General features: G+C 32.8%; 23 protein-coding genes. 12 read left to right on the forward strand and 11 right to left on the reverse strand.

Annotated elements, in window-relative coordinates; genetic code table 11:
- Positions 1-15 precede the first annotated feature (15 nt).
- On the forward strand, positions 16-1167 hold the full coding sequence (nhaA, locus tag BC961_RS04220; RefSeq protein WP_121924615.1) for a Na+/H+ antiporter NhaA: 1152 nt from the start codon (positions 16-18) through the stop codon (positions 1165-1167).
- Between the two features lie 221 nt (positions 1168-1388).
- Here nhaA and proC read toward each other — a convergent pair whose 3' ends face one another.
- From proC to BC961_RS04265, 10 genes are all read right to left on the reverse strand, one after another.
- Positions 1389-2165 (reverse strand): pyrroline-5-carboxylate reductase, encoded by a 777-nt coding sequence (gene proC / locus BC961_RS04225; RefSeq protein WP_121924616.1) that lies wholly within the window; start codon positions 2163-2165, stop codon positions 1389-1391.
- Positions 2166-2322: 157 nt separating this feature from the next.
- Positions 2323-3675, reverse strand: a complete 1353-nt coding sequence (gene mgtE, locus BC961_RS04230) for a magnesium transporter (protein WP_121924617.1) — start codon at positions 3673-3675, stop codon at positions 2323-2325.
- Positions 3665-4444: a 16S rRNA (adenine(1518)-N(6)/adenine(1519)-N(6))-dimethyltransferase RsmA gene (gene rsmA, locus BC961_RS04235; RefSeq protein WP_121924618.1), complete on the reverse strand. Its 780-nt coding sequence runs from the start codon at positions 4442-4444 to the stop codon at positions 3665-3667. The genes mgtE and rsmA overlap by 11 nt, the downstream gene beginning before the upstream one ends.
- Positions 4445-4646: 202 nt before the next feature.
- On the reverse strand, positions 4647-4958 hold the full coding sequence (locus tag BC961_RS04240) for a DUF4286 family protein (protein WP_121924619.1): 312 nt from the start codon (positions 4956-4958) through the stop codon (positions 4647-4649).
- Positions 4959-5014: 56 nt separating this feature from the next.
- Positions 5015-6793, reverse strand: a complete 1779-nt coding sequence (locus tag BC961_RS04245; RefSeq protein ID WP_121924620.1) for a tetratricopeptide repeat protein — start codon at positions 6791-6793, stop codon at positions 5015-5017.
- A gap of 94 nt (positions 6794-6887) precedes the next feature.
- A complete protein-coding gene (gene serS, locus BC961_RS04250; RefSeq protein WP_121924621.1) occupies positions 6888-8159 on the reverse strand; it encodes a serine--tRNA ligase in 1272 nt (423 codons plus the stop codon).
- Positions 8160-8430: 271 nt separating this feature from the next.
- Positions 8431-8970, reverse strand: coding sequence for a DMP19 family protein (locus tag BC961_RS04255; RefSeq protein ID WP_121924622.1), 540 nt, complete (start codon positions 8968-8970; stop codon positions 8431-8433).
- 189 nt (positions 8971-9159) lie between these two features.
- Complete coding sequence (locus tag BC961_RS14690; protein WP_170151285.1) at positions 9160-9330, reverse strand: hypothetical protein; 171 nt, start codon at positions 9328-9330, stop codon at positions 9160-9162.
- A gap of 40 nt (positions 9331-9370) precedes the next feature.
- Positions 9371-9787 carry a hypothetical protein gene (locus BC961_RS04260; protein ID WP_211331305.1) on the reverse strand — a complete coding sequence of 139 codons (417 nt, stop codon included), beginning with the start codon at positions 9785-9787 and terminating at the stop codon, positions 9371-9373.
- A gap of 13 nt (positions 9788-9800) precedes the next feature.
- On the reverse strand, positions 9801-10118 hold the full coding sequence (locus BC961_RS04265; protein ID WP_121924623.1) for a hypothetical protein: 318 nt from the start codon (positions 10116-10118) through the stop codon (positions 9801-9803).
- 240 nt (positions 10119-10358) lie between these two features.
- Here BC961_RS04265 and metG point away from each other — a divergent pair, with 240 nt between their 5' ends.
- From metG to BC961_RS04295, 6 genes are all read left to right on the forward strand, one after another.
- On the forward strand, positions 10359-12416 hold the full coding sequence (metG, locus tag BC961_RS04270) for a methionine--tRNA ligase (protein ID WP_121924624.1): 2058 nt from the start codon (positions 10359-10361) through the stop codon (positions 12414-12416).
- Between the two features lie 149 nt (positions 12417-12565).
- The gene (locus tag BC961_RS04275) at positions 12566-13999 is read left to right on the forward strand and encodes a hypothetical protein (protein WP_121924625.1); all 1434 of its coding nucleotides are present in this window, start codon (positions 12566-12568) and stop codon (positions 13997-13999) included.
- A gap of 93 nt (positions 14000-14092) precedes the next feature.
- Positions 14093-14980 carry a DMT family transporter gene (locus tag BC961_RS04280; RefSeq protein ID WP_121924626.1) on the forward strand — a complete coding sequence of 296 codons (888 nt, stop codon included), beginning with the start codon at positions 14093-14095 and terminating at the stop codon, positions 14978-14980.
- Between the two features lie 32 nt (positions 14981-15012).
- Positions 15013-15705 (forward strand): HAD family hydrolase, encoded by a 693-nt coding sequence (locus BC961_RS04285; protein WP_121924627.1) that lies wholly within the window; start codon positions 15013-15015, stop codon positions 15703-15705.
- A gap of 280 nt (positions 15706-15985) precedes the next feature.
- Positions 15986-17242: an OmpA family protein gene (locus tag BC961_RS04290; RefSeq protein WP_121924628.1), complete on the forward strand. Its 1257-nt coding sequence runs from the start codon at positions 15986-15988 to the stop codon at positions 17240-17242.
- A gap of 420 nt (positions 17243-17662) precedes the next feature.
- Positions 17663-18169 carry a ferritin gene (locus BC961_RS04295; RefSeq protein ID WP_121924629.1) on the forward strand — a complete coding sequence of 169 codons (507 nt, stop codon included), beginning with the start codon at positions 17663-17665 and terminating at the stop codon, positions 18167-18169.
- A 298-nt stretch (positions 18170-18467) separates the two neighbouring features.
- Here BC961_RS04295 and BC961_RS04300 read toward each other — a convergent pair whose 3' ends face one another.
- Positions 18468-18791 carry a single-stranded DNA-binding protein gene (locus BC961_RS04300; RefSeq protein ID WP_121924630.1) on the reverse strand — a complete coding sequence of 108 codons (324 nt, stop codon included), beginning with the start codon at positions 18789-18791 and terminating at the stop codon, positions 18468-18470.
- A 185-nt stretch (positions 18792-18976) separates the two neighbouring features.
- On the opposite strand from BC961_RS04300, the gene BC961_RS04305 reads away from it, so the two are divergent.
- The 5 genes from BC961_RS04305 to BC961_RS04325 all read left to right on the forward strand — a co-directional run bounded on the left by BC961_RS04305 (position 18977) and on the right by BC961_RS04325 (position 25174).
- The gene (locus BC961_RS04305; RefSeq protein ID WP_121924631.1) at positions 18977-20506 is read left to right on the forward strand and encodes a bifunctional GNAT family N-acetyltransferase/carbon-nitrogen hydrolase family protein; all 1530 of its coding nucleotides are present in this window, start codon (positions 18977-18979) and stop codon (positions 20504-20506) included.
- On the forward strand, positions 20503-20853 hold the full coding sequence (locus BC961_RS04310; protein WP_121924632.1) for a hypothetical protein: 351 nt from the start codon (positions 20503-20505) through the stop codon (positions 20851-20853). Before BC961_RS04305 ends, BC961_RS04310 begins: the two co-directional genes overlap by 4 nt.
- A gap of 18 nt (positions 20854-20871) precedes the next feature.
- Complete coding sequence (locus BC961_RS04315) at positions 20872-23268, forward strand: M28 family peptidase (protein ID WP_317126957.1); 2397 nt, start codon at positions 20872-20874, stop codon at positions 23266-23268.
- A 120-nt stretch (positions 23269-23388) separates the two neighbouring features.
- Positions 23389-24231, forward strand: coding sequence for a Rossmann-fold NAD(P)-binding domain-containing protein (locus BC961_RS04320; protein ID WP_121924634.1), 843 nt, complete (start codon positions 23389-23391; stop codon positions 24229-24231).
- Position 24232: 1 nt separating this feature from the next.
- Positions 24233-25174 carry a DMT family transporter gene (locus tag BC961_RS04325; protein ID WP_121924635.1) on the forward strand — a complete coding sequence of 314 codons (942 nt, stop codon included), beginning with the start codon at positions 24233-24235 and terminating at the stop codon, positions 25172-25174.
- Positions 25175-25177 lie beyond the last annotated feature (3 nt).

A 25177-nucleotide genomic window follows, 5' to 3' on the forward strand; every position in this document is an offset into this window, starting at 1 on the left:
AATGAAAAATGAAAAATGAAATTAAGTAAAACATTCAAGGCTTTTTTTGAAAGTGAAAAATCTGGTGGACTCTTATTGCTTTCTGTAACTATAATATCTCTCTTCTTAGCTAATTCAATCATTCAAACTGAATATATTGCATTTTGGGAAACTAATATTGGAAGTCATTCCATAACCCATTGGATTAATGATGGTTTAATGGCTATTTTCTTTCTATTAATTGGATTAGAATTAGAACGTGAAATATATCAAGGAGAATTATCGAATATAAAAAATGCTTCTCTACCTCTTTTTGGAGCGCTTGGAGGGATGGTAGTTCCAGCGGGAATCTTTTTACTATTGAATTTCGGAACAATAACGCAAAATGGCGCTGGAATCCCTATGGCGACAGATATTGCCTTTGCTATTGGTATATTATCACTTTTAGGAAGTCGCGTGCCCACGTCGCTTAAAGTGTTCCTGACGGCACTTGCAGTTATAGATGACATTGGAGCGATTTTGGTAATTGCTATTTTTTACACCGATAATATTGCCTTTATAAATTTACTTATTGCTTTTGGAATTATGGGCTTCTTGTTCATATTGAATAGAAGAAAGGTTCATAACATTATCCCATACTTAATTGGTGGTGCAGGAATGTGGTATTTTATGCTGAATTCTGGAGTACACGCAACAATTACTGGAGTGCTACTAGCTTTTGTAATACCATTTGGAGATGGTAGTAGAAAAACTTCTTCTTATAAATTACAACACTTTTTACATAAACCTGTAGCTTTCTTTATACTTCCTTTGTTTGCCATGGCAAATACTGGAATAGCGATTGGTTCAGATTGGAGTTCAGAACTAAATCACCCGAACACAATTGGAATTATATTAGGGCTTGTAGTAGGTAAACCTTTAGGAATTTGGTTGTTTTCATTTGCAGCAGTAAGCTTTGGAATATGCTCATTACCCCGCGATTTAAAGTGGAGCAATATTGTAGGCGCTGGAATGCTAGGAGGAATAGGATTTACAATGTCGATATTTATCACATTACTCGCTTTTAAAAATGATGGAGAAGAAGTGATAACCTATTCTAAGATAGCAATTCTTATCGCATCGTTCATCGCTGGTACAGTTGGTTTCTTATTCTTAAATTTCAATTTAAAAGCTGATCGGAAAAAATAAATCAATCTTATAATTCTATACAAAAATGCCTCGCTTGAATAGTATTTAAGCGAGGCGTTTTCTATTGTAGAAACAATTTAATTAGAATTTTATACTGAAAAAATTTTTTTGAAATTTAATTTTTAAATACATAAAATAATAATTTCATGATCAAACAGGCGAAAACTATATCCGCTTATAGATAACAAAAAAATTAGAAAACTGATAAATTAGAAATTTTATTAGCCTTTTATTTGTTTCAAAGAAGTTTTAATTCCTCTAATTAACGAAGAGCTAAATCCATGCATTTCCATTTCATTCAGTCCAGCAATTGTACAACCTTGAGGAGTTGTAACACGATCTATAAGTTGTTCAGGGTGAACTTTTTCTTCTAACAACATTTCAGCAGCGCCTTTAACAGTTTGTGCAGAAATAGCTAATGCCGTTTGCCAGTCGAATCCTATTTCGATACCAGCTTGCATAGAAGCTCTTATGTATCGCAATGCAAACGCAGTTCCGCTCGCCGCAAGAACCGTAGCCGCATCCATTAATTTTTCATCAATTATAGGAGCAGTTCCTAATGTTTGAAAAAGAGCAATTACGCCAGTTGCTTTATCTTTATTTTTTTCCTGAAACGCAATACAAGTCGCCGAAGCTCCAAACTGCGCGGCAATATTTGGCATAATTCTAATAGCGGTATTAGACTCACCTATTTTGTTTTGTAAGCTTTCAATAGATAATCCGCTAACTGCTGAAGCAATTATTTTATTCGAAATAAAAGGAAGAATTTCATTTAGAACAACATCAATTTGGTATGGCTTTATCGTTAGAATGATGACATCTGCCTCTTCAATTAGGTGTGTGTTGTTAGTGGAAACTGTAGCTCCAAGTTTTTCCAGATATTGAATGCTAGAAATATTCCTTCTGGTTATTGTTACTTGGTTTTCTGAGGAAAATTTAGATAATCCCAAGGCAATGGAAACTCCTAAATTCCCACCGCCAATAATATGTACTTTCATTATAGTTTTGGTTAATTTTTCTTTACAACTCGATTCTAAGATAATGTGGTTACTTCATTATTCGTTTCTAAAAATCATTAATAAGTCATAAAGTATTCGTTTTTTGGTTAATGCTTATTGCTACTTATCTATTAAATTTGAATATCTTTTTTAAAACTTAAAACCCTAAAATCATTTTTGCAATAGAGAAATAAATTAAAATTCCACATATATCATTACTCGTTGTGATAAATGGCCCAGTCGCTAATGCAGGATCAATACCAAATTTCTCTAAAAGTAACGGGATAAAAGTACCAATTAATGACGCAATAATAATCACAGAAACTAACGCAATTGTCACAATAAATCCAATAATAAACTCTACATCTAATAAAAAGTGACTTCCTAAAAACAAGATAATCGCTAAAATTAATCCGTTAAGTAAACTAAGCATAACTTCCTTTACTAATCTACTAAAGAGTGAACCGCTCAAGGAATTATTTGCTAAACCTTGCACAATAATCGCTGACGATTGTACACCCACATTACCAGCCATTGCGGCAATCAAAGGAGTAAAAAAGAATAACTTCCCGTGCTCTTCCATTGCTGGTTCAAATAAGCCCAAAACTTTAACAGTTACAAATCCTCCAAGAAGTGCTAGAACCAACCACGGCAAACGCGCCTTAGTATGTTCTAAGATACTATCATCCGCTTCAATATCCTGGGAAATACCCGCTGCCAACTGGTAATCCTTATCTGCTTCTTCTTTTATTACATCTAATATATCATCAATGGTAATTCGGCCAACTAATCGACCTAATTCATCAACCACAGGAATAGCCTCTAAATCGTATTTTTGCATTATTCGAGCCACTTCAACGTCTTCTGTATTTACTTTTACAGAATTCAGTTTCCGAATGTAGACGTCGCTTATCGCCGTTCTAGAAGAGGTCGTTAATAAATCCTTTAAAGACAAACGACCTTTTAATCGATCTTCATCATCAACAACATAAATAGAATGCACTCTAGATATATTTTCAGCTTGCATTCTCATTTCCTTCACACAAGTCAGTACATTCCAATTTTCATTTACTTTAACTAACTCTTTATGCATGATTCCACCGGCAGTGTCTTCATCGTAACGCAGTAAGTCAACAATATCCTTTGCATGCTCAACATCTAAAAGCTCTGATATAACTTCCGCTTTCAAATCTTGTGAAAGTTCCCCAATAATATCAGCCGCATCATTAGTTTCTAGCTCATCTAACTCCTCAGCAATCTCTTTTGCAGAAAGTCGGCCTAATATATTCTCCCTTAAATCATCTTCTAATTCAAGAAGTATCTCAGCTGTTTTTTCACTATCTAATACTTTAAAGACATAAGTAGCCTCGTTAAAATCAAGCTTATCAAGAATTTCAGCAATATCAGCGTGGTGCATATCATTAAGTAAAACTTCCAGTTGCCTGTCGTTTCTGCTTTTAATAAGATCCTCTAACTCATGAATTAATTCTCTACTTATTTTAAACTCCATCTGCTTCAATTTTTTGGGTAAGTTCAATGAACTGTTCTACATTAAGTTGCTCTGGTCTAAGGTCAAACACAATATCTTCTCTTAACTTATCAGATAAGTTCATTGTTTTTAAACTATTTCGCAACGTTTTTCTACGTTGTTGAAAAGCTGTTTTGACAACTGTAAAAAATAATTTTTCACCACAAGGCAAACTGTAATCTTCTTTTCTACGCAGTCGCAAAACACCTGATTTAACTTTTGGTGGTGGAATAAAAACATTCTCGTCTACTGTAAACAAATATTCAGCATCGTAGAATGCCTGCACTAAAACCGACAAAATGCCATATGCTTTAGTTCCCTTTTTTTCACAAATACGTTGCGCTACTTCTTTTTGAAACATTCCTGCAAATTCAGGAATCTGACTGCGATATTCTAATGCTCTAAAAACAATTTGAGTCGAAATATTATAAGGGAAATTACCAATTATAGCGAATTGCTTCCCTTCAAAAATTTCGTTTATATTATATTTTAAAAAATCTTTAGAAATAATTTTATCCTTTAATTTAGGATAATTTTCGTCAAGATATGTTACTGACTCTGGATCAATTTCGATCACATAGGTAGTAACTGGTTTATCTAACAAATATTTTGTCAAAACACCCATTCCAGGCCCAATCTCTAATACATCATCGTATCCTACTAAATTTAACGTATCGGCAATATCTTTAGCAATACTTTCATCTTTCAAGAAATGCTGACCGAGGTGTTTTTTGGCTTTTACTTTTTCCATTTTGTCATTGCGAGGCACGAAGCAAGCTCACTTAATTTTATTATTTTCTATTCTCAAAGGTTTTAAAAATCAACCTTGCGATTCACGTAGCATCAAAGCGCTAAACACATTTATTTCTTGGCACAAAAAAAGAAAGTTTTTTTGTTTACGAATTAAGACTGACAACTAATAATTAAAATTAGCATCTAAGTCTAAAAACTATTTAATGATCGCTTATCAATTCTAACTCCGTTCGAAAAGCTAGCATTTTATCACCAAATAATTTCAGTCCTTCTTCACGGAAAGCTGCTGCATCTTCTTGGTAATATTTCTCTAGTGTTTCCTTACTATCTGTTGTGTATTGAACTGAGTAAGTTGTTCCACCCATTTCCTCTTCAATTAAAACACGGACCATTCGAGCAGAAGAGAATTTCCCTGTAGCTAGAAGTTCCGGAATATGTTTATGTCTCATCCAAAGCATCCATTGATCATGAACGCTCTCGTGTATGTTTGTTGTAACGTTGTATATTATCATTTTTTATTTTGTGTTTTAATTTTGAGTTTAGATGCTATTTCAAACCTAAAATCATTTTAAAGATTTGTATCTCCTCGCAACTGTCGGAATTTTTTTCTTGCCTCTACAAAATGAATACTATCCTGATGATTGAAAATTATCTTTTCATACAACGGCTTTGCTTTTTCAGGTTGTTGCAATTGCTTATTATATATTTCAGCTAAAAAAAACAGCGCTTCATCACTGTAAATTCCATCGCTGTAATTATCGATAATTATTTGGTATTGGCTTAAAGCCAAATTATAATCACCTAATTTTTCATAAATTTCGCCTAATCTCAATAATGTAACTGCTTCAATTTCGTCGCCTTTAAAACTTTTCAATATGGATTGAAATTGCGTTACCGCTTCCTCATTTCTGTTTTGATATAAAAGATAATCACCTTTTGCAAATTGCTTTAAAGCAGTTTGTGTCGAATCGGCAACAGTGTTATCATTTATTAAAAGAAAATATTCTAATGCATCATTAGCAATCAATTGTGTATTAGCTGATTTTAATTCTTTAAACTGCTTCAAAGCCCAAGCAAAATCTGCCTTAAAATAACTCGTTTTTGCAGCTTTTAATGTAGCTTCATGCGCCATTACGTCATTTTTTAAATCTAATTCAATTTGAGAATAATAGATTAAAGCTTGATTGAATTTTTCTTCATAAAGCAAAATATCTGCTAATTCCATTTTGGCTCGAGCCACATCGTACTCATTCAATCGCAATTCTAGAGCTTTTTTTATAATAGCTTTACCTTCTTCAGGTTTTTTAAAATTAAAAGCCGCAAAATGCGCTTGAGTCAGTTGCAAAGATAAGGTAAAAGGCGTAATCTCAAATTCGCTGAGCAAATTCGCTAGTTCCGTACTAATTCCAGCATAGTCTTTTTCAGTTGACTTCTCGATTTTCATATTCATCAAATAAGAATTTGCTTGGATCAATAATTCTAAGTCTTTAGTATTTTCAAGAACAAAACTTAAAATTTCCTTCGCAGCATCCTGATTATCTTCATCTATGGCTAATTGAGCTAAATTAATTATTGCACTTAGCGATTCTGGGTTCCTTTTATAAATTGCTTTTTGTTGGATAAAGGCCTTTTCGAACTCTTTTTGCTGAACATAAAACCAACTCAAATAATGATTCCAAAAAAGATCTTGATTTTTTTGAGTTCGCAAAATCAATGCTTTTCTTAATTTGTCATTAAAATTGGCATCACCATCGTCAACCATAAAACGTACAAGTTGATTTTGAATCCTAACAGAATTTTGAGGGTTTACAAATGCTTCATCCAGGAAAGTAGATATCATCATATCTATATTCCCTAACTGACCATAAATCAATCCTATTTGGTAATTAAAATTATTATTAGCATCTACAGCGATAGCGCTTTGATACGATTTTAAGGCATATTCTAATAAAACCTTTCGCTCAAAAGAGCTTGAAATGCTATAAACCTCAGTTGGAGTTTTTTTAATACGTTCTAAGGCTTGATCGTAAAAGTTATTAGCCTTGGTCTGGTTTTTTTGTAGTTGGAAATTATAGCCTAACTCAACAAGTAGATAGCTTTGTTTGTACTTATCTAATCTTTGCTGAATTGCTTTTTCGGCAATATCGAATTGTTGCAGTTGCTGATAGCAGTCAATAGTGCGGAGAAAATATTGAGTGTTTTGTGGTACATTTAATAGTAATTCCTCAAAACCTATTCGTGCTTTTTCAAAATCTCCTTTTTCATAATAATACTGCGCTAATTGTTCGTTTTGCGCGAATCCAACTAGTGAGAAAAAGAAAGTGAGAAAAAGAAAAAAGTATTTCATATTAAATGTGTTCAGTATTCAATGTTCAGTTTGCGAACCAATGTACTGTCCAAAAAACAAACTGAACACTGATCACTGAGGACTGAACACTAAATTAATCTATAATATCAAATCCACAATACGGACGCAATACTTCAGGAATAACAATTCCTTCCGGAGTTTGATAATTCTCTAAAATTCCAGCTAAAACTCTTGGCAAAGCCAATGAACTTCCGTTAAGCGTGTGTGCCAATTGATTTTTTCCATCTTTATCTTTGAAACGCAATTTCAAACGGTTTGCTTGAAAAGTCTCAAAATTAGATACAGAAGAAATTTCTAACCAACGGTCTTGAGCAGTTGAAAACACTTCAAAATCATATGTCAATGAAGCAGTAAAACCCATGTCGCCGCCACAAAGACGCAAAATTCTATATGGTAATTTCAATTCTTGAAGAATAGATTTTACATGCTCTACCATTCCGTCTAATGCTTCATACGATTTCTCAGGATGTTCTACTCTTACAATTTCAACTTTATCAAATTGGTGCAAGCGGTTTAATCCTCGTACGTGCGCACCATATGAACCCGCTTCACGACGGAAACATGGCGTATATGCTGTGGTAAGAATAGGTAATTCACTTTCATTTAGAATCACATCACGAAATAAATTCGTAACAGGAACCTCAGCTGTTGGAATTAAGTATAAATCGTCGGTTTTATCATGGTACATTTGGCCTTCTTTGTCTGGCAATTGTCCTGTTCCGTAAGCCGAAGCTTCATTTACCATATGTGGCACCTGAACTTCATTATAACCTGCAGCAGTATTTTTATCTAAAAAATAATTGATTAAAGCGCGTTGTAATTTGGCGCCTTTTCCTTTATAAACTGGAAATCCTGCTCCTGTAATTTTTACACCTAGCTCAAAATCAATGATGTCATATTTTTTCACTAATTCCCAATGTGGCTGCGCACCTTCATGTAGAACTGGAATATCACCTTCGTGAAAAACATTCAAATTTTCTTCAGGAGTTTTTCCTTCTGGAACAATATCCGCAGGAAGATTAGGCAACGTATATAATTTTTCTAAAAGTTCAGCAGCAAGTGCATCAGCAGTTTCTGCTAGTTTCTTACTTTTCTCTTTATTTAAAACTGTTTTTTCTTTTAGAATCGCGGCTTTTGATTTCTCGCCGTTTTTCATCAATTCGCCTATGTCTTTGGATAATTTATTAGATTCAGATAAAATTCCGTCTAACTCTACTTGCGTAGCGCGACGTTTTTCATCTAGTTGTACCACTTCTTCAACAATACTTTTGGCATCCATATTTCTTTTTGCCAAAGCATTGATTACTTTCTCTTGATTCTCTCTAATAAATGCAATTTGTAACATAATTTATTTTTTATACCTATTATATTTCTAATAATGGAAGCAAATTTAAGGAAATGTTTGATAGAAACGAGCTAAAAATTCAGGCATTTGTGATTGGCAGCTTAAGACACGAATTTCACGAATTAGCACAAATTTATTAGACTATTAATCTCACTAATGATAAATAAAATCTCTAATCTTATACAAACAAATTATGTGTGTTATTTTTAAAATTAGTGAATTTAAATTAATATTTTATTCGTGACCATTAGTGAAATTCGTGTCTGAATTTTTAATCTCTTTTAATTTCGTGACCTACAAATTCCTCTAATGCAGCAAACATATCATCGACAGAGAGCACTTCTAAGTCAGGATGAGTTCTTAAGAAATCAGCGTTAAGTTGTACTAAATTTTCCTCAATTTCAAAAAAAGTATCGCTGTTCATTAAATCACGAACTGGATTTATTCCTTCCAGTTTTCCTTTAAAGAATTTATCTCTTTTTACACTGCTCATCAATTTCACTTTCTTACATTGTTGTTGGAATAATTCCAAATGCTTTTCGGCGCCAAGTAGCTGTAGACCTTCTTCTATTAGTTCGTTAAGCTCCGTATTCCATTTCGAATTATATACAAATTGTGCGAAATTGCCTTCTGTACATTGCGAGGTGTAATAATCTAAATAGTAACTCATCAATGCATCTTCGTGAATCAAATCATCATCAATTTTTTCTTCCCGCATTAAATTGATAACCGAAATATTCGAATTGATTACATCTTGAGCATTTTCGCTATTTGACGCTGTTTCTGAAATTATAATTCTGCCGAATTCCATTGGAGTTTAATTTAAGGAGTTTGTGCAAATTTCGAAAAAATTACTGAATGATAATTATTTTTAAACACAGATTTCGAGTAGTAGCAACGATGATAGAAATATCAAGTCATTGCGAGGAACGACGCAATCCCACTACGAAAGAAACAAATGAGCCATTTTTCAATTCGAAAAATAAAAAAAATAGCAGATTTATTTGCCTTCAGCTTCATTGCTATTCTTTTGCTGATTCACTTTAGTGACCAAGGTTTTTAATCGCAAAGCCTTTTCCTTCTTTTCTTCTTGAAGTTTTGACTTTTTACGATTCAGCAATTTAGTATGCAAAGCTTTATTTTTAGTATTCTTTTCAGGACCTTTCGCCATTTTAAAAATCTTAATTAATTAGTAATTACTAAAATGAATATTATAACGATTCGATTTTTTTATCAGCTTTTTTAAAAACCTTTCTTTTTTTATTTCCAATAGAGAAAAATGCTAATCCACCCACAAAATAGAGCATCACATCAATCCAATCACTTGTGTATCTACTATTGATTTTGGGAAGATAATATTCGAAGTAAAAAGAATAAGAACACGATAGAAAAATAATGAAACCTAACGGCAATTTGAAATAATCATCTTTTTTTAATCTTCGAATTATATATTCAATCGCTCCAAGAACTAGCGGGACATATAGCAAATCATTTGCATAATTGTTAACCACAGCAGGCAATGGAATTTTCAAACGCTGCATTACATATATTGTTAGCGCCACAATTAACACTGTAAAATACAGCACTTTTCTAAACATAGAAAACTTAGTTGGAGAAGTTAGGATCACAAGATTTAAATTTTTAACCAGCAGCTGCAGCCGTAACTGCAGCAATAATTCCTCCAATAACCACTGCAAAGAAAAGCCAAATAGAATAAATAGCCTGAAAAAAATATCTTATTAAAAGGTTTGAATGCTCTAATCCTTTATTGAAAAAAATTTCGAATTTATTGGGTGGTTTTTTTGTCTTCTCTTGCTCGTCAATTTTAAATTGAATATTTTTTTCTGTTTCCAGTCGGCGCTTGAGAACTAAATCTAATAATTCGCCACAGTTACTACAATACTCATTATTTAAATTGACGGTATAACATTTAGGGCACTTTATATACGATTTACTCATTATACTATTGCTTATTCTGTATTAATTTTAGCAAAGCTATGAAAAATGCCTGACATGCAGAATGAGATTCCTTCGTTCCTCGGAATGACAAATGTTGTTGAAATCTGAAAACCCTAGCCCCGATAGTAGTGAAAATCCTTCTTGTTTTTTCTTTAAAAACAAGAAGATTGCAACGTATAGCGGGAAATAGCTCCAAATAAAAATTCTATTGCTTATTTTTGCACGAAATTAAACTGAATTATGTTACAGAATCCAAAAAGATATACGATTACAGCGGCATTACCTTATACTAACGGACCAATTCACATTGGCCATTTAGCGGGTGTTTACGTGCCTTCAGATATTTACTCACGTTACCTACGTTTACAAGGTAGAGACGTTTTCTTTGTATGCGGAAGCGACGAACACGGCGTTGCCATTTCGATGAAAGCAAAGAAAGAAGGGATTACTCCGCAAGAAGTAATTGATAAATATGATGGAATTATACGTAAGTCGTTTTCTGATTTTGGAATTTCATTTGATAATTATTCTAGAACTTCAGCTAAGATTCACCATGATACGGCTTCGGAGTTTTTTACAACCTTATATGAAAAAGGTGATTTTATAGAACAAGTTACCGAACAATTGTATGACGCCAAAGCGGATCAGTTTTTAGCAGACCGTTTTGTTATGGGTACTTGTCCAAAATGTGGTAATGAAGAAGCGTACGGTGATCAATGCGAAAAATGTGGTTCGACATTGAATGCAACAGATTTAATAAACCCAAAATCGACCATAACTGGAGAAACGCCTATTATGAAATCGACAAAACACTGGTTTTTACCTTTGGATCGTTATGAAGATTTCTTGAGAGAGTGGATTCTTGTTGGACATAAAAATGACTGGAAACCGAATGTTTACGGCCAAGTAAAATCGTGGATTGATGGTGGATTAGAACCTCGTGCTGTTACTCGTGACCTTGATTGGGGAATTGACGTTCCAGTTCCTGGTGCCGAAGGAAAAAAATTATATGTGTGGTTTGATGCGCCTATTGGCTATATCTCCTCTACTAAAGAATGGGCAGAACGTGAAGGAAAAGATTGGGAACCATATTGGAAGGATCAAGACACAAAACTGGTTCACTTTATAGGGAAAGACAATATTGTTTTTCACTGTATCATTTTTCCTGCGATGTTAAAAGCGGAAGGAAGTTATATTTTACCAGATAATGTTCCTGCGAATGAGTTCTTGAATTTAGAAGGAAATAAATTATCGACTTCTAAAAATTGGGCTGTTTGGTTACACGAATATTTAGAAGAATTTCCAAATCAGCAAGATGTATTGCGTTATGCTTTAACATCAAATGCACCGGAAACAAAAGATAATGACTTTACTTGGAAAGATTTCCAGGCGAGAAATAACAATGAATTAGTTGCGATTTACGGAAATTTTATAAACCGTGTTGTCGTTTTAACGAATAAATATTACAACGGAATTGTACCTCAACCGAATGATTTATCGGAAGTTGACGAGGCTACTTTAACCGAATTGAAAGCGTATCCAGCTGTGATTTCGAGTTCTATAGAAAGATATAGATTTAGAGAAGCATTAGGCGAATTAATGAATGTAGCTCGACTTGGAAACAAATATTTGGCTGATGAAGAACCATGGAAAGTAATAAAAGACAATCCAGAACGCGTACAAACACAAATGTATGTTGCCTTGCAAATCGCAGCCGCTTTGAGTTCGCTATGTGAACCGTTCCTACCTTTTACAGCAACTAAACTATCTAGAATCTTAAAAATAGAATCAGCGTTGTCTTGGAATACGATTTCAGAAAATTCAGATTTAATTGTTGCAGGACACCAAATAGGTGAGGCAGAATTATTATTTTCGAAAATTGAAGATGAAGAAATTCAAAAGCAAATAGACAAATTAGAAGCGACAAAAACAGCTAACAAAGCTGAAAACAAAGTAGTAGAACCACAAAAAGAAGCGATTCAATTTGATGATTTTGCTAAAATGGATTTGCGTGTAGGAACCATTCTAGAAGCTACAAAAATGCCAAAAGCTAATAAACTTTTGATTTTAAAAGTAGATACAGGAATTGATATCCGCACCATTGTTTCAGGAATTGCTGAGAGTTTTAAACCTGAGGATATTATTGGTAAGAAAGTGACTGTTTTAGTAAACTTGGCGCCAAGAAATCTTCGCGGAGTAGAAAGTCAAGGAATGATATTAATGACTACAAATGCAGAGGAGAAATTAGTTTTTGTAAATCCAGATGCTGATGCTTCTAATGGCGAGACAATAAATTAATTGCCGTTGCAAATGTCCAAAGTTATAATGCAGGTTTCAATTTTATATTTTAATTGATTCTTGCATTTTCTTATTACTGTAATATGTTATTTACTTTTTTTAGGCAAATTAAATAACACAATAGCCTGAAATCAAACAACTTAAAAAAAATGATAAAACAAATATTTATTGGATTTTGGTTTCTAATTGGATTGACTGCTTTTTCACAGGAAATTGTGTCAACATTACCATTAAATTTAAAGAAGAATCGGGACGTTTTTCAGACCGTAAATAGCGATAAGAAAGAAGTTACTTTATTTATAAGCGATAAGACAAATGTAAAGGCGATTCAATTTGATGAAAAAACACAAGTAATAGATAGCATGTCTGCTGAAAGACCAAATACGAAAACATACACCAATATGATTGGCTATAATTTAAGTGATAAAAACACTAGGTTGTTTTGGTCATCAAATGATTATAAAAATATTCTTTCACAGTTGTATGATTTCAAAAGTCGGAAGACAGAAACAAAGGAGTTTTCTCTTAATTTAAAAGATGAAAAAGTATTGCAAAAATTCAGTGAAAATGATTTTTTTTATGTTCTTACGGTTATAAAAAACAGCAATAATTTCAAATTATATGTTTTTGATAATGACGGTAATTACATAGAAAAAGTAATTAATTTAAGATTGTTTACCTTTTATGAATCAAATAATTATATTTCAGACTTATACGGTGTTTTTCGCGAAAATTTACTTCCTTTTGAAGCACCCTTTTCTTTAGAGCTAATAAACTCTGAAAATCCTTCATCATTAACAGCTGCTGCAAAAAAAAGAAAATGTTACCAAGAAGATAAAAAAATTATAATAACATTAGATACTAATAGTGAGTTTACGCAGATAATTACTATTGACTTAAAGGATTTTACAACTACTGAAAAAAGAATAAAAACCAGCAATATTGAAGAAGAAAGAATATTCGTAAATTCTAATTCTTTTTATAGTAAAAGTAGATTATATCAGATAAAAAGTTCGCCAAAATTATTCTATTTTACCATCAAGGATTTAGAAGGTAATCTTGTAAAGGAATACGTAGCTACATCAACCCAACCCATTGACTTTAAAAACTCGGAAGTTTCTCAGCAAGGAGGAGAGTTTGGAGGAAAAAGGGTTTTAGAAAATTCATCGCAGTTTATTCGTAAATTAAATAATCTTAAAGCAGGCATCACTAGTTATACTACTGCTACTAATAATGTAGTAACCTTTGGAGGAGTTTCAGCAGCGCAGCAAACTGGCTTGCAAGCAGGTTTAGGGCAATTTGGACTCATTGGTGCTCTAGTTTCAATTGCAGTTTACAACCCAACATTAGACAGTTTTAATTCCTACGCGAATAGGAAAGTGGTAAAAACAGAAGGTTTATTTGATGCTAACGGCAATCATATAAAAGGTGATTTAGAGCCTTTGGCTTTCGATAAGATTCGGGATTTTTTAGAGAAGAATAAAGATTTCTCCTCTCAAACATTATTTAAAACAGATGCTTATTATTTAGGATATTATGATAATAAAGCTAAAGAATATATAGTTAGAAAGTTTATTGATTAAGACGTAATTCAGTTTTGAAAAATAGCTGAGTTTTTGTCCAACAATAAGTAGCTTTTAAATTTAAAAATTGGCAGCAGCTTAATTAATCATAATATGAAAGTCAATAAACCACGATTAGCTCTAGCTATTGGAATTTTATGCATCTCAGTTTTTCCAATATTGGTTAAGCTTAACCTCACTGGTGGATTAATTTCAGCTTTTTATAGAATGGCAATTGCAGGAGCACTACTCTTGCCGTATGTTCTAATTACAGGAAAGTTTAAATTACCTCGAACAAGTATTTTGATTCTCGCTATTGTTTGTGGTCTATTATTCGCTTCAGATGTGGCGGTCTGGAATATTTCTATACAGCAATCGAGTGCGACTCAAGCCACGTTATTAACTAATTTATCGCCTGTATGGGTTGGTGTAGGTTCGTTCTTATTTTTAAAAAATAAACCTGCAACTAATTTTTGGATTGGAACATTAATAGCAATATTTGGAATGATAACTCTGGTTGGATTCCAATTTTTTATAAATTTAGATTTCAACATGGCTTTTCTGCTAGCTATTTTATCTGGAGTTCTATACGCTGTATACATGCTAGTGAGTAAAGATGTGTTATCAGAAATGGACGTGCTTTCCTTTATGTTAGTAACACTGATCACTTCTACTCTATTTCTAGGAATTGTATGTTTCGTTACTGATGAACCTTTTAGCGGTTTTTCTAATGCAGGGTGGACTGTATTGTTTATTCAGGGAATAGTATGTCAATTGATTGCTTGGTTACTAATTAGTTACGCTACTCAAAATATGCGTGCTACTCGAGTATCATTATCTTTATTAGGTCAAGCCGTTTTAGCGACTATATTAGCATGGTTGTTTCTAGACGAGAAAATAACACTGCAAATGATTATTGGCGGATTAATTTTGCTACTTGGAATCCGGGTAACATTTTATGGAAAAACTCTTTCTATCAAAAATATATGTAGTAAAAGCTAAAGAAACGTCTTCTTAACAAATAATATCATAACATGAAAAACATAAAAGTAATTGCATTTGATGCAGATGACACCTTATTTATAAACGAAACTTATTTTGCTGAAACCGAAGAGAAATTCTGCAGCTTGATGAGTGATTATCTTTCAAACCAAGGAATTGCGAAAGAACTTTTTAAAATTGAAATAGACAATCTTAAAATATATGGCTACGGAATCAAAGGATACATACTCTCTATGATTGAAGCAGCAATGAAAATTTCTAATAATACAATTTCAGTAAAAGCCATTGAACGTATTATTCAATATGGAAAAGAATTAACAGAGAAACCTATTGTTTTACTTGATGGTGTGGAAGAAACTTTACAAGCACTTCATGGAAAGTACAAATTAGTTGTTGCAACTAAAGGTGATTTATTAGACCAACGCCGAAAATTACACAATTCTGGATTAGGAAAATATTTTCATCATATTGAAGTAATGTCTGATAAACAAGAAATTGATTATACTGATTTGATAAAACGATTAGAAATAGAACCCTCGGAGTTTTTTATGATTGGTAATTCTTTAAAGTCAGATGTTTTACCTGTTCTAGCCATTGGTGGACATGCGGTACATATTCCTTTTCACACTACTTGGGAACATGAGCGAATTGACCATAAAGTGGAACATGAAAATTTCAGCTCTTTCGAAAAAATTACAGAAGTTTTAGGCCACTTCGATCATTAAAAAGATGGGCTGTTTGTAACGTTTTTTATGGCCTTTAAAAGTGAACGATATAGTTTTTAAGTACTAAAATTCAGTTTAGGCTCTTTTTTCTTAAAATTAAATTCACAATTTAGTTATGATTTGGAAATTAATCTTATAAATAATAGCTAAATGTGTAATAAACACTGCATTATAATCATTTATTTATAAAATTTCCAATTTATTTTATATAATTTACTGATTGAAATTTCTTATTAGTTTTTATGTTGTATTTTTGCATCAAATATAAAAATCTACTATAATGAAAAAATTAATGTTTGCCTTAGCTTTTGTAGCAGCAGCGACGACTGTAACTGCACAAACTGAAACTGTAAAAAACACCGAGAACGATTATAACAAATGGTCTGTTGAATTAGCTGGTGGTTTAAACAAACCAATGAGGCCTATGACTGCTGGTTACAGAACTGCAGTACTAAGCTCTTACGTAGCTGACCTAGGAGTTAGATACATGTTCAACAACAAATTTGGTTTAAAAGCTGATTTCGGATACAACAGCTTTAAAGAAGGAGAAAGTTCAATAGGATTTGACACTAAATATTATAGAGCAGACTTACAAGGTGTAGCTAACCTTGGAAGAATCATGAACTTTGAAACTTGGACTAACACGCTTGGATTATTAGGTCATGCAGGTTTCGGTTTAGCTCAATTAGAAGATCAAAATTCTGCAGTTAAAGACAGAATGGGTAACTTTATTGCTGGTGTAACTGGTCAAATTAAATTATCTGATAGAATTTCATTAACTGGAGATTTTACAACAATCCTTAATGCTAAACAAAACAGTGCTTTTGATGCTGCGTCTTCAGTAAGTTCTCCTGGATTTGGTGGAGTTTTATTCAACGGAACTGTTGGTCTTACTGTATACTTAGGTAAAAATGCTAAACATGCTGACTGGGTTACTCTTACTGATAAAGAAGTAGTTGCTTTGAAAGATAGAGTTGCTGCAATCGAAGATAAAATGGTTGATGCTGACAATGATGGTGTAGCTGATTATTTAGATGTTGAAAAAGACACTGCTGCTGGAGCTTTAGTTAACACTAAAGGACAGTCTATTGACAAAAACAATAATGGAGTTGATGATGTTACTGAAGATTTCATCATGAAAAATTATGCTGCTAATGGTGGAAATGGTTCTACTGTATATAACAATGACCTAATCAAAAGTTTGATCAATGGTGGTTATGTTGCTACGTATTTTGACTTTAATAAATCTACTCCAACAAATGTTTCTACAGAAGGAACTGATTTTATCTTAACTTACTTAAGAAACAATCCATCTGCTTCAGTAGACATTATTGGTCATGCTGACGAATTAGGAAGATCTGCTTACAATGATAAATTATCTAATGCAAGAGCTACTACTATCAAAAACACTTTAGTAAAAGCTAACATTGAAGCTTCAAGATTGAACGTTGTTGCTGCTGGTGAAGATACTTCAGTAAACAAAGATTCAGATGCTGCAAGAAAATTAGTTAGAAGAGTTACTTTCATGGTAAAGTAATTATCTACTGATAATATCTAAAGCCCTAAAGGAAATTTCCTTTAGGGCTTTTTTCATTTAGATTATTTACTAAATGTTCTATTTGATATTAATCTTAGTAAAATTAGATTCATCCTAGAGCTAGAATACACTACTATTAGTCTACAATTATTTTATTGTAAATAATTTTTAGTAATTAATAATTTCTCTTTTTCGAATGTAATTTCATTTTCAAAATCTAAGAATACAATCTCAAGAATTGAGTTTTTATCACGTTTTCAATTAATTTGAAAAACGAAATTTTTAATCTAATTCTGTAAATATAATAATTGCTCACTTAGGTGGTGATTGATATGATCTAAGCTGTTTTAAGATCTTTTTAGACTCCGTTCATGGTACTATAGTGGTTTAATTTTCTAACTTTACTAAAAACCCATTATTATGTTATCAAAAAATATTGAAGCAGCTTTAAACAAGCAAATACGTATTGAAGCAGAATCGTCGCAGACTTATCTTTCTATGGCTTGCTGGGCTGAAATTAGCGGACTTGAAGGAATAGCTCAGTTTATGTTTGCACAATCTGATGAAGAGCGCCAACACATGCTTAAATTGATCAAATATGTGAACGAACGTGGTGGCCATGCGCAAATCACCGATTTAAAAGCACCAAAAACAACCTACGAAACCTTTAAAGGAATGTTTGAAGAGCTCTACAAGCACGAAATATTCGTTTCTGATTCTATAAATGAATTAGTTCATATTACGTTCTCAGAAAAAGATTATGCTACGCACAACTTCTTGCAGTGGTACGTTGCTGAGCAAATTGAAGAAGAAGCAACTGCAAAAACCATATTAGACAAAATTAATTTAATCGGCGACGATAGAGCTGGATTATATTTATTTGATAGAGACTTGCAACAGATTGCAATCACAAAACCTGTAGTTTAGAATGTTAAAGTTTATTTAGAATAGATAAAAATAATTTATATTTGCCTTAGTTTTTAATTCTCTACACATTGGAAAAGAAAAAAAAGGATAAGAAAAAGGACAAGACATTACTTATAGAAAATATTAAGATAACAGAAAACTGTAAATCTAAATGCTGCAAGAAATTTAAAAAGGGAGAAGAGAAACGATGTAGGCGTTGCCCAATGCTCGACTTGTTGAAAAATATTTCTTAATAAAACACAAATCCCCTCTAATTTAATTAAAGGGGATTCTTTATTTATTAATGTTCCTTGATGGATTATTTTCCTAAAAGCAATACTTCATTAGCGATAACTTCGGTAACGTATCTTTTTTCTCCATTCTTGTCGTCATAACTTCTATGGGTTAATTTTCCTTCGATACCTATTTCTTTTCCTTTAGTAACATACTTTTCAATAATCTCTGCAGTTTTTCCCCATGCAGTAATTCTATGCCATTCCGTTTGCTCGACTTTATCACCGTTTTCTTTGTAATAAACATCATTTGTAGCGATTGTAATGTTAGCTAATTTTTTTCCTCCTTCTAAAGTTTTTACTTCAGGATCTTGACCAACTCTTCCGATTAATTGTACTCTGTTTTTCATGGCGTGTAAATTTAAATGTTAGTGCTTATAGTTTGTTTTGTTAAATCGTTCTTTCGAATCAACACTGCAAAGATGTGATAGGAAGTGAAAAACATTCGGTTACTAACTATTTACTTTCGGTTGTAACTACTTGTAAGCGTTTGTAAATGGAAATAATTCGTTATATTTGGTAAAAACAAAGCAATATGCAAGCCCACATAAATAAAGTAGAATTAAGAAATTTAAAATACGACGATTATAAAGAATTAAAAAAATCAATGGTTGAATCCTATCCAGAAATGGTAGGTTCCTACTGGAGAGAACATCAAATTGAAAAATTACTGAGCATTTTCCCAGAAGGACAATTGGTTATTTTAGTAGATGATAAAGTAGTTGGTTCCGCATTATCACTTATTGTCGACGAAAGTGTAGTTGATAAAAACCACAATTATTCAGACATTACAGGAAACTACTCGTTTTCGACTCATAACCAAAACGGAGATGTTCTATACGGAATAGATGTTTTCATCCACCCAAACTATAGAGGACTGCGTTTAGGAAGACGTTTATATGACGCTCGAAAAGAATTATGCGAGCAACTAAATTTGAAAGCAATTGTTTTTGCTGGTCGAATTCCTAATTATGGGCAACATGCGCAAGAGTTGACTCCTAAAGATTATATCGAAAAAGTAAAAAGAAAAGAATTGCATGATCCTGTTCTTTCATTCCAATTAAGTAATGATTTTCACGTGATTCGTGTTATGAAAAATTACCTAGAAGGCGATGCCGATTCTAAGGAATTTGCTGTTTTACTAGAATGGAACAATATCTATTTTGACGAAAGTCCGAGGTTAATTAACCTAGAAAAAAGTGTAATCCGACTTGGATTAGTTCAATGGCAAATGCGTCAGCTTAATAATCTTGAAGCATTGTTCGAACAATGTGAATTTTTTGTCGACGTAGTATCTGGATACGGTAGTGATTTTGCATTATTTCCAGAACTTTTTGCGGCTCCGTTAATGGCTGATTATAATCATCTATCAGAAGCAGAAGCAATTCGCGAACTTGCTAAACATTCTGATCCCATCAGGAAAAGATTCCAGGAGTTAGCAATTTCATATAATATCAATATCATTACAGGTAGTATGCCTTATCTAGAAGATGGCACGCTTTACAATGTTGGTTTCCTTTGTAAAAGAGATGGAACCTCAGAAATGTATTCTAAAATCCACGTAACTCCAAATGAAGTGCAGCACTGGGGTATGACGGGTGGTTCAACAATTAAAACGTTTGACACAGATTGTGGGAAAATAGGAATTATGATTTGTTATGACGTTGAATTTCCAGAATTATCCAGATTAATGGCCGATGAAGGAATGAATATTTTATTTGTTCCATTCTTAACTGATACTCAAAATGCATATACGAGAGTAAAACATTGTGCACAAGCCCGCGCGATTGAAAACGAATGTTATGTTGCAATAGCAGGTTGTGTAGGTAATCTACCGAAGGTCAACAACATGGATATACAATACGCTCAATCTGCTGTGTTTACCCCTTCTGATTTTGCTTTTCCAAGTAATGGAATTAAAGCAGAAGCAACTCCAAATACAGAAATGACGCTTATTGTAGACGTAGATTTAAACTTACTTAAAGAATTGCATGAGCATGGAAGTGTTCGTATTCTTAAAGATCGTAGAACCGACTTATACGATATCAAAAAAATAAAGCCATGAACAAAGCTTGCTTAGAATGTGGAGAAAAAATTGTAGGTCGGGAAGACAAAAAGTTTTGCAGCGACGGTTGTCGCAACGCCTACAATAATAAAATAAATAAAGACAGTACTAATTTTATGCGCAACATCAACAACAAGTTGCGCAAAAATTACCGCATTCTAGGTGAACTTAATCCTGAAGGAAAATCTAAAGCAACTCGGGCAAAATTACTAAGTAAAGGATTTGACTTTGAATTCTTCACTAACGTTTTACAAACAAAAACAGGAAATACATATTATTTCCTCTACGACCAAGGATATATGGTTCTAGATAATGATTATTATATGTTAGTCAAAAAAGATATTTAGAACCTTAAATCTGCTGAAATGAAAAAAGATTATTTCTCCATTCTTGCCATTTTATTCATCTCGATAATTCTAGGGACTACTTTCTTCACAATGATGCCACAATTCACATCAGATGATGAAGGAATGCTAACTGACTTTTCAACTAAACGGGCACTGAATATAGTAGCGGAGATTTCAAAGCAACCTCATTACGTAGGTTCTGAAAATCATGAAGTAGTGGCTAACTATCTCCAAAAAGAACTGAGTTCTTTAGGGCTTGAAACTTCTTTACAAGAAGGATATACGTTAAGCGATTGGGGAAACCTGGTAAAATCAAAAAATATTTTAGCTCGTATAAAAGGTTCCAATAGTTCAAAGGCACTTGTATTACTGACACATTATGATAGCGCACCACATTCCTACTCTAAAGGCGCCAGCGATGCTGGCTCCGGTGTTGCCACAATATTAGAGAGTGTTCGCGCTTTTATTCACAATAAAACACCTCACAAAAACGATATAATTATTCTTTTTACAGATGCTGAGGAACTAGGACTTAACGGAGCCTCACTCTTCGTAACGCAGCATTCATGGGCAAAAGAAGTTGGTCTTGTACTAAACTTTGAAGCGCGTGGTTCATCTGGACCAAGTTATATGTTGATGGAAACTAATAAAGGAAATGGAGGTTTAGTAAAAGAATTTGCTGCTGCAAAAGCTACTTTTCCTGTTTCAAATTCCTTGATGTATAGCATTTATAAAATGCTGCCTAACGACACTGATTTAACAGTTTTTAGAGAACAAGGAAATATTCAAGGATATAATTTTGCTTTTATTGATGATCATTATAATTATCACACTGCCCAGGATGATATTGATCATTTAAACACAAATACATTAGCGCATCAAGCATCGTACCTGATGCCGTTATTAAAGTACTTTTCAAATGCTGATTTAAATGCCACTCAATCTACAGCCGATTATGTTTATTTTACCATTCCCTACACCTTTGTTAACTATCCATTTAGTTGGGTTTTACCAATGGCGATTATCGCATTACTATTTTTTGCAGGGCTAATTTTCGTGGGAATAGCAAAACGTCTTTTATCATTTTCCGAGATTATAAAAGGCTTTATACCACTATTAATTTCCTTAGTTGCTTCAGGATGCGTAACGTTTTTTGGATGGAAACTTCTACTTATCGCTTATCCACAATACAACGATTTACTTAACGGTTTTACCTATAATGGTCACTCCTATATTGCCGCTTTTGTTCTCTTAACTATTGCTATTTGCTTTGCGGTTTATAATCGGTTTTCAATTAAAAAACTGACCTTAAATCATTATGTAGCTCCATTATTCTTTTGGATTTTACTGAACATAGCTCTTGCTGTTAGTTTAAAAGGTGCTGGGTTTTTAATTATTCCTGTATATTTTGGATTATTGATTTTGGCTGTTTTCGTAATCACTCAAAGATCTAATAAAGTTTTAAATTTAATTTTAAGTATTCCTGCGCTACTTTTAATTGCTCCCTTTATTCAGATGTTTCCAATTGGTTTAGGCTTGAAAGTACTTTTTGGAAGCGCATTGCTTACTGTTTTAACCTTCGTTTTATTACTTCCAACTTTTGGGGCTTTCGCCAAAAAAGGAATATGGGCTTTATTGTTTTTACTACTTTCTATTGGATTTTTTGCTAAAGCGCATGTTGACTCCGGTTACGAATTAGGAAAAGCAAAATCAAACAGTTTATTATACATTTATAATGCAGATTCGAATAAAACCAACTGGGCGACATATGATACTAACTTAGATTCTTGGACGAAAAGCTATCTAGGTGAAAACCCAAATTCAGCAACAGATTTGAACACTATTCCATTATTTAGTAAATATAATTCTGGCTTTACTTACAGTGTTAACGCCACGAAAGTAGAAATTGCTAAACCAACCATTGAATTTCTAGAAGATCAAATTATAGGAAATCAAAGAAATCTAAAAATTAGAATTACACCAAATAGAAAAGTAAATCGCTACGATATTTTTGCTAACGAAAAAATGCTTATTTATAATTTTAAAGCAAATGGAGTTACATCATTAGGACAAGAATCGGCTTTATACAAGCGAAGAGGAAAGAAACTCTTGAGTTACTATGTTGTAGAAAATGCGCCATTAGAAATGGAGTTTTCAATTGATAGTAAAACAATCTTAGATATGGAAATGTTAGAAAGTTCTTTTGACTTAATTACCAATCCATTATTTAAAATAAAAAAGAGAGAAAACTGCATGATGCCAACACCGTTTGTGCTGACAGATGCAGTTGTGATAAGAGAGAAAATAAAAGTAAGCCCAGTTATTATTCTTCCAAGTGTCGAAGCAACAGTTAACAAAATACCAGTTTTAAAACGCAAAACACCAATAGCCATTGATAATCTAAAAGTAGATTAAAGTAATTTTTAAAATGATTGTGTAAATACAGATTAACACAAGCATAGAAACAGCTTAATTATTCCAAGATTGAATTAGTTTGAAATTATTATAAAAACGCACATTAGTACAATAAATAAAATGACAAAAATTAGCATTCTTGGTTGCGGTTGGTTAGGTATGCCTTTGGCGGAAGCCTTACTAGATAAAGGACTTCAAATAAATGGTTCGACGACAACCGTGGAAAAACTATCCTTGTTGCAAAGTGAAAATATTAATCCTTTTTTAATAGATATTCCTTCTATTATTGATGAAGGTAGCCTTGAAATGATAAATTTTTCATCATCCATGAATTCATTTTTACACGGAAGTGAAACTTTAATAATTGATATTCCACCAAAATTAAGAAGTGCATCAGTGCCAGCAGATGAAAAAACATTTGTAAAAAAAATAGCTGCTTTAATTCCCTTTATAATAAAGTCAACTGTTCAAAACGTACTTTTTGTAAGCTCTACGTCTGTGTATGGAGAAAATCAAGGAACAGTGGATGAATCAACAATACCAGAACCTGAAACCGAAAGTGGAAAACAATTACTAGAATGTGAGTCGCTTTTAAAAAGTAATAGCAATTTTAAAACTACAATTTTACGATTTGGTGGTTTAATTGGTTTTGACAGACAACCTGGGAAATATTTAGCAGGAAGAGAAAACCTTGAAAATCCAGAGTCTCCCGTGAATTTAATTCATCAAAAAGATTGTATTGGTATCATTTTAAAAATAATAGAAAGTGACTACTGGAACGAAACATTTAACGCCGTATCTCCTTTTCACCCATCTCGAGAAAGCTATTACAGTCAAAAAGCAGCCGACTTAAATTTACCGTTGCCAAAATTTGATCATAGTAAGCCATCAGTTGGAAAATTAATTGAAAACAACAAAATTATAAATCTTTTAAAATATACTTTTACGGAACCAAATTTGTAAAGTGAAAGCTAAAATTAAGAATGCCATTTCGACAAAAATAAATATAGTTGGACTACCCATCTTAGCTTTATGTTTTGTTAGTTTTTTTTGGGGAACTACTTGGATTGCCTCAAAGGAAGGCGTAAAACACATGCCCGCTTTACAGCTAGTTGCAATCCGACAATTTTTAGGAGGATTTCTTTATATTTCCTATTTTTTATTCAAAAAGGCACCTTGGCCGAAAGGCAAACAATGGAAAACCATCATCATATTAAGCATTCTTAATTTTGTTTTAAGCAATGGATTAAGCACTTGGGGCGTCAAATATATCAGTAGCGGACTTGGAGCCATTATTGGAGCTATTGTTCCTTTATGGATCGTTATTATCACTTTTTTTAGAGGAGAACGATTATCTCGATTATCGGTTGTAGGCTTAGTGATTAGTTTTAGTGGCGTTTGTGTTATTTTCTTCGATCATTTAAGCGATTTTTTAATTCCAAGTTTTAGATTTGGAATAATAGTTTCGATAATTTCTACTTTGACTTGGGCTTTTGGAACTTTATATACAAAGAAAAAGGCAGCAACATTTAACCCTTATTTTAGTTTAGGAATACAAATGTTTTTGTCTAGCATCATCGTTTTTGCTTATACGGGTGCTACTGGAATATCAGTACCTTTAAGTGAAATCCCAGCAATATCATGGTGGTCTATAGCTTATTTAGTGATTTTTGGATCGATACTTACTTTTATTGCTTTTATTTATGCGTTACAAAATCTACCTGCAGAAATTAGCACCATCTATTCCTACATCAATCCAATCGTTGCAGTTCTTCTAGGAGCAGTAATTTTTGGTGAAACACTTAATGCAGCGATTGCTATCGGAGGAAGTGTTACCTTGTTCGGTCTTTACATGGTCAACTATTCCCTGCGGAAGTCTCGAAAGAAAATGCTATTAACCAAATAAATA

Source organism: Flavobacterium weaverense, assembly GCF_003688495.1.
Taxonomy (GTDB): Bacteria; Bacteroidota; Bacteroidia; order Flavobacteriales; family Flavobacteriaceae; genus Flavobacterium; species Flavobacterium weaverense.

Bases quoted from the DNA above. Each gene is read 5' to 3' on its own strand.
- BC961_RS04305 (WP_121924631.1), top strand. From the start codon at position 18,977: ATGCAAGCCCACATAAATAAAGTAGAATTAAGAAATTTAAAATACGAC.
- BC961_RS04295 (WP_121924629.1), top strand. From the start codon at position 17,663: ATGTTATCAAAAAATATTGAAGCAGCTTTAAACAAGCAAATACGTATT.
- rsmA (WP_121924618.1), bottom strand. From the start codon at position 4,444: ATGGAAAAAGTAAAAGCCAAAAAACACCTCGGTCAGCATTTCTTGAAA.
- nhaA (WP_121924615.1), top strand. From the start codon at position 16: ATGAAATTAAGTAAAACATTCAAGGCTTTTTTTGAAAGTGAAAAATCT.
- mgtE (WP_121924617.1), bottom strand. From the start codon at position 3,675: ATGGAGTTTAAAATAAGTAGAGAATTAATTCATGAGTTAGAGGATCTT.
- BC961_RS04310 (WP_121924632.1), top strand. From the start codon at position 20,503: ATGAACAAAGCTTGCTTAGAATGTGGAGAAAAAATTGTAGGTCGGGAA.
- BC961_RS04245 (WP_121924620.1), bottom strand. From the start codon at position 6,793: ATGAAATACTTTTTTCTTTTTCTCACTTTCTTTTTCTCACTAGTTGGA.
- BC961_RS04255 (WP_121924622.1), bottom strand. From the start codon at position 8,970: ATGGAATTCGGCAGAATTATAATTTCAGAAACAGCGTCAAATAGCGAA.
- serS (WP_121924621.1), bottom strand. From the start codon at position 8,159: ATGTTACAAATTGCATTTATTAGAGAGAATCAAGAGAAAGTAATCAAT.
- BC961_RS14690 (WP_170151285.1), bottom strand. From the start codon at position 9,330: ATGGCGAAAGGTCCTGAAAAGAATACTAAAAATAAAGCTTTGCATACT.
- BC961_RS04315 (WP_317126957.1), top strand. From the start codon at position 20,872: ATGAAAAAAGATTATTTCTCCATTCTTGCCATTTTATTCATCTCGATA.
- BC961_RS04290 (WP_121924628.1), top strand. From the start codon at position 15,986: ATGAAAAAATTAATGTTTGCCTTAGCTTTTGTAGCAGCAGCGACGACT.
- BC961_RS04300 (WP_121924630.1), bottom strand. From the start codon at position 18,791: ATGAAAAACAGAGTACAATTAATCGGAAGAGTTGGTCAAGATCCTGAA.
- metG (WP_121924624.1), top strand. From the start codon at position 10,359: ATGTTACAGAATCCAAAAAGATATACGATTACAGCGGCATTACCTTAT.
- BC961_RS04320 (WP_121924634.1), top strand. From the start codon at position 23,389: ATGACAAAAATTAGCATTCTTGGTTGCGGTTGGTTAGGTATGCCTTTG.
- BC961_RS04280 (WP_121924626.1), top strand. From the start codon at position 14,093: ATGAAAGTCAATAAACCACGATTAGCTCTAGCTATTGGAATTTTATGC.
- BC961_RS04240 (WP_121924619.1), bottom strand. From the start codon at position 4,958: ATGATAATATACAACGTTACAACAAACATACACGAGAGCGTTCATGAT.
- BC961_RS04285 (WP_121924627.1), top strand. From the start codon at position 15,013: ATGAAAAACATAAAAGTAATTGCATTTGATGCAGATGACACCTTATTT.
- BC961_RS04265 (WP_121924623.1), bottom strand. From the start codon at position 10,118: ATGAGTAAATCGTATATAAAGTGCCCTAAATGTTATACCGTCAATTTA.
- proC (WP_121924616.1), bottom strand. From the start codon at position 2,165: ATGAAAGTACATATTATTGGCGGTGGGAATTTAGGAGTTTCCATTGCC.
- BC961_RS04275 (WP_121924625.1), top strand. From the start codon at position 12,566: ATGATAAAACAAATATTTATTGGATTTTGGTTTCTAATTGGATTGACT.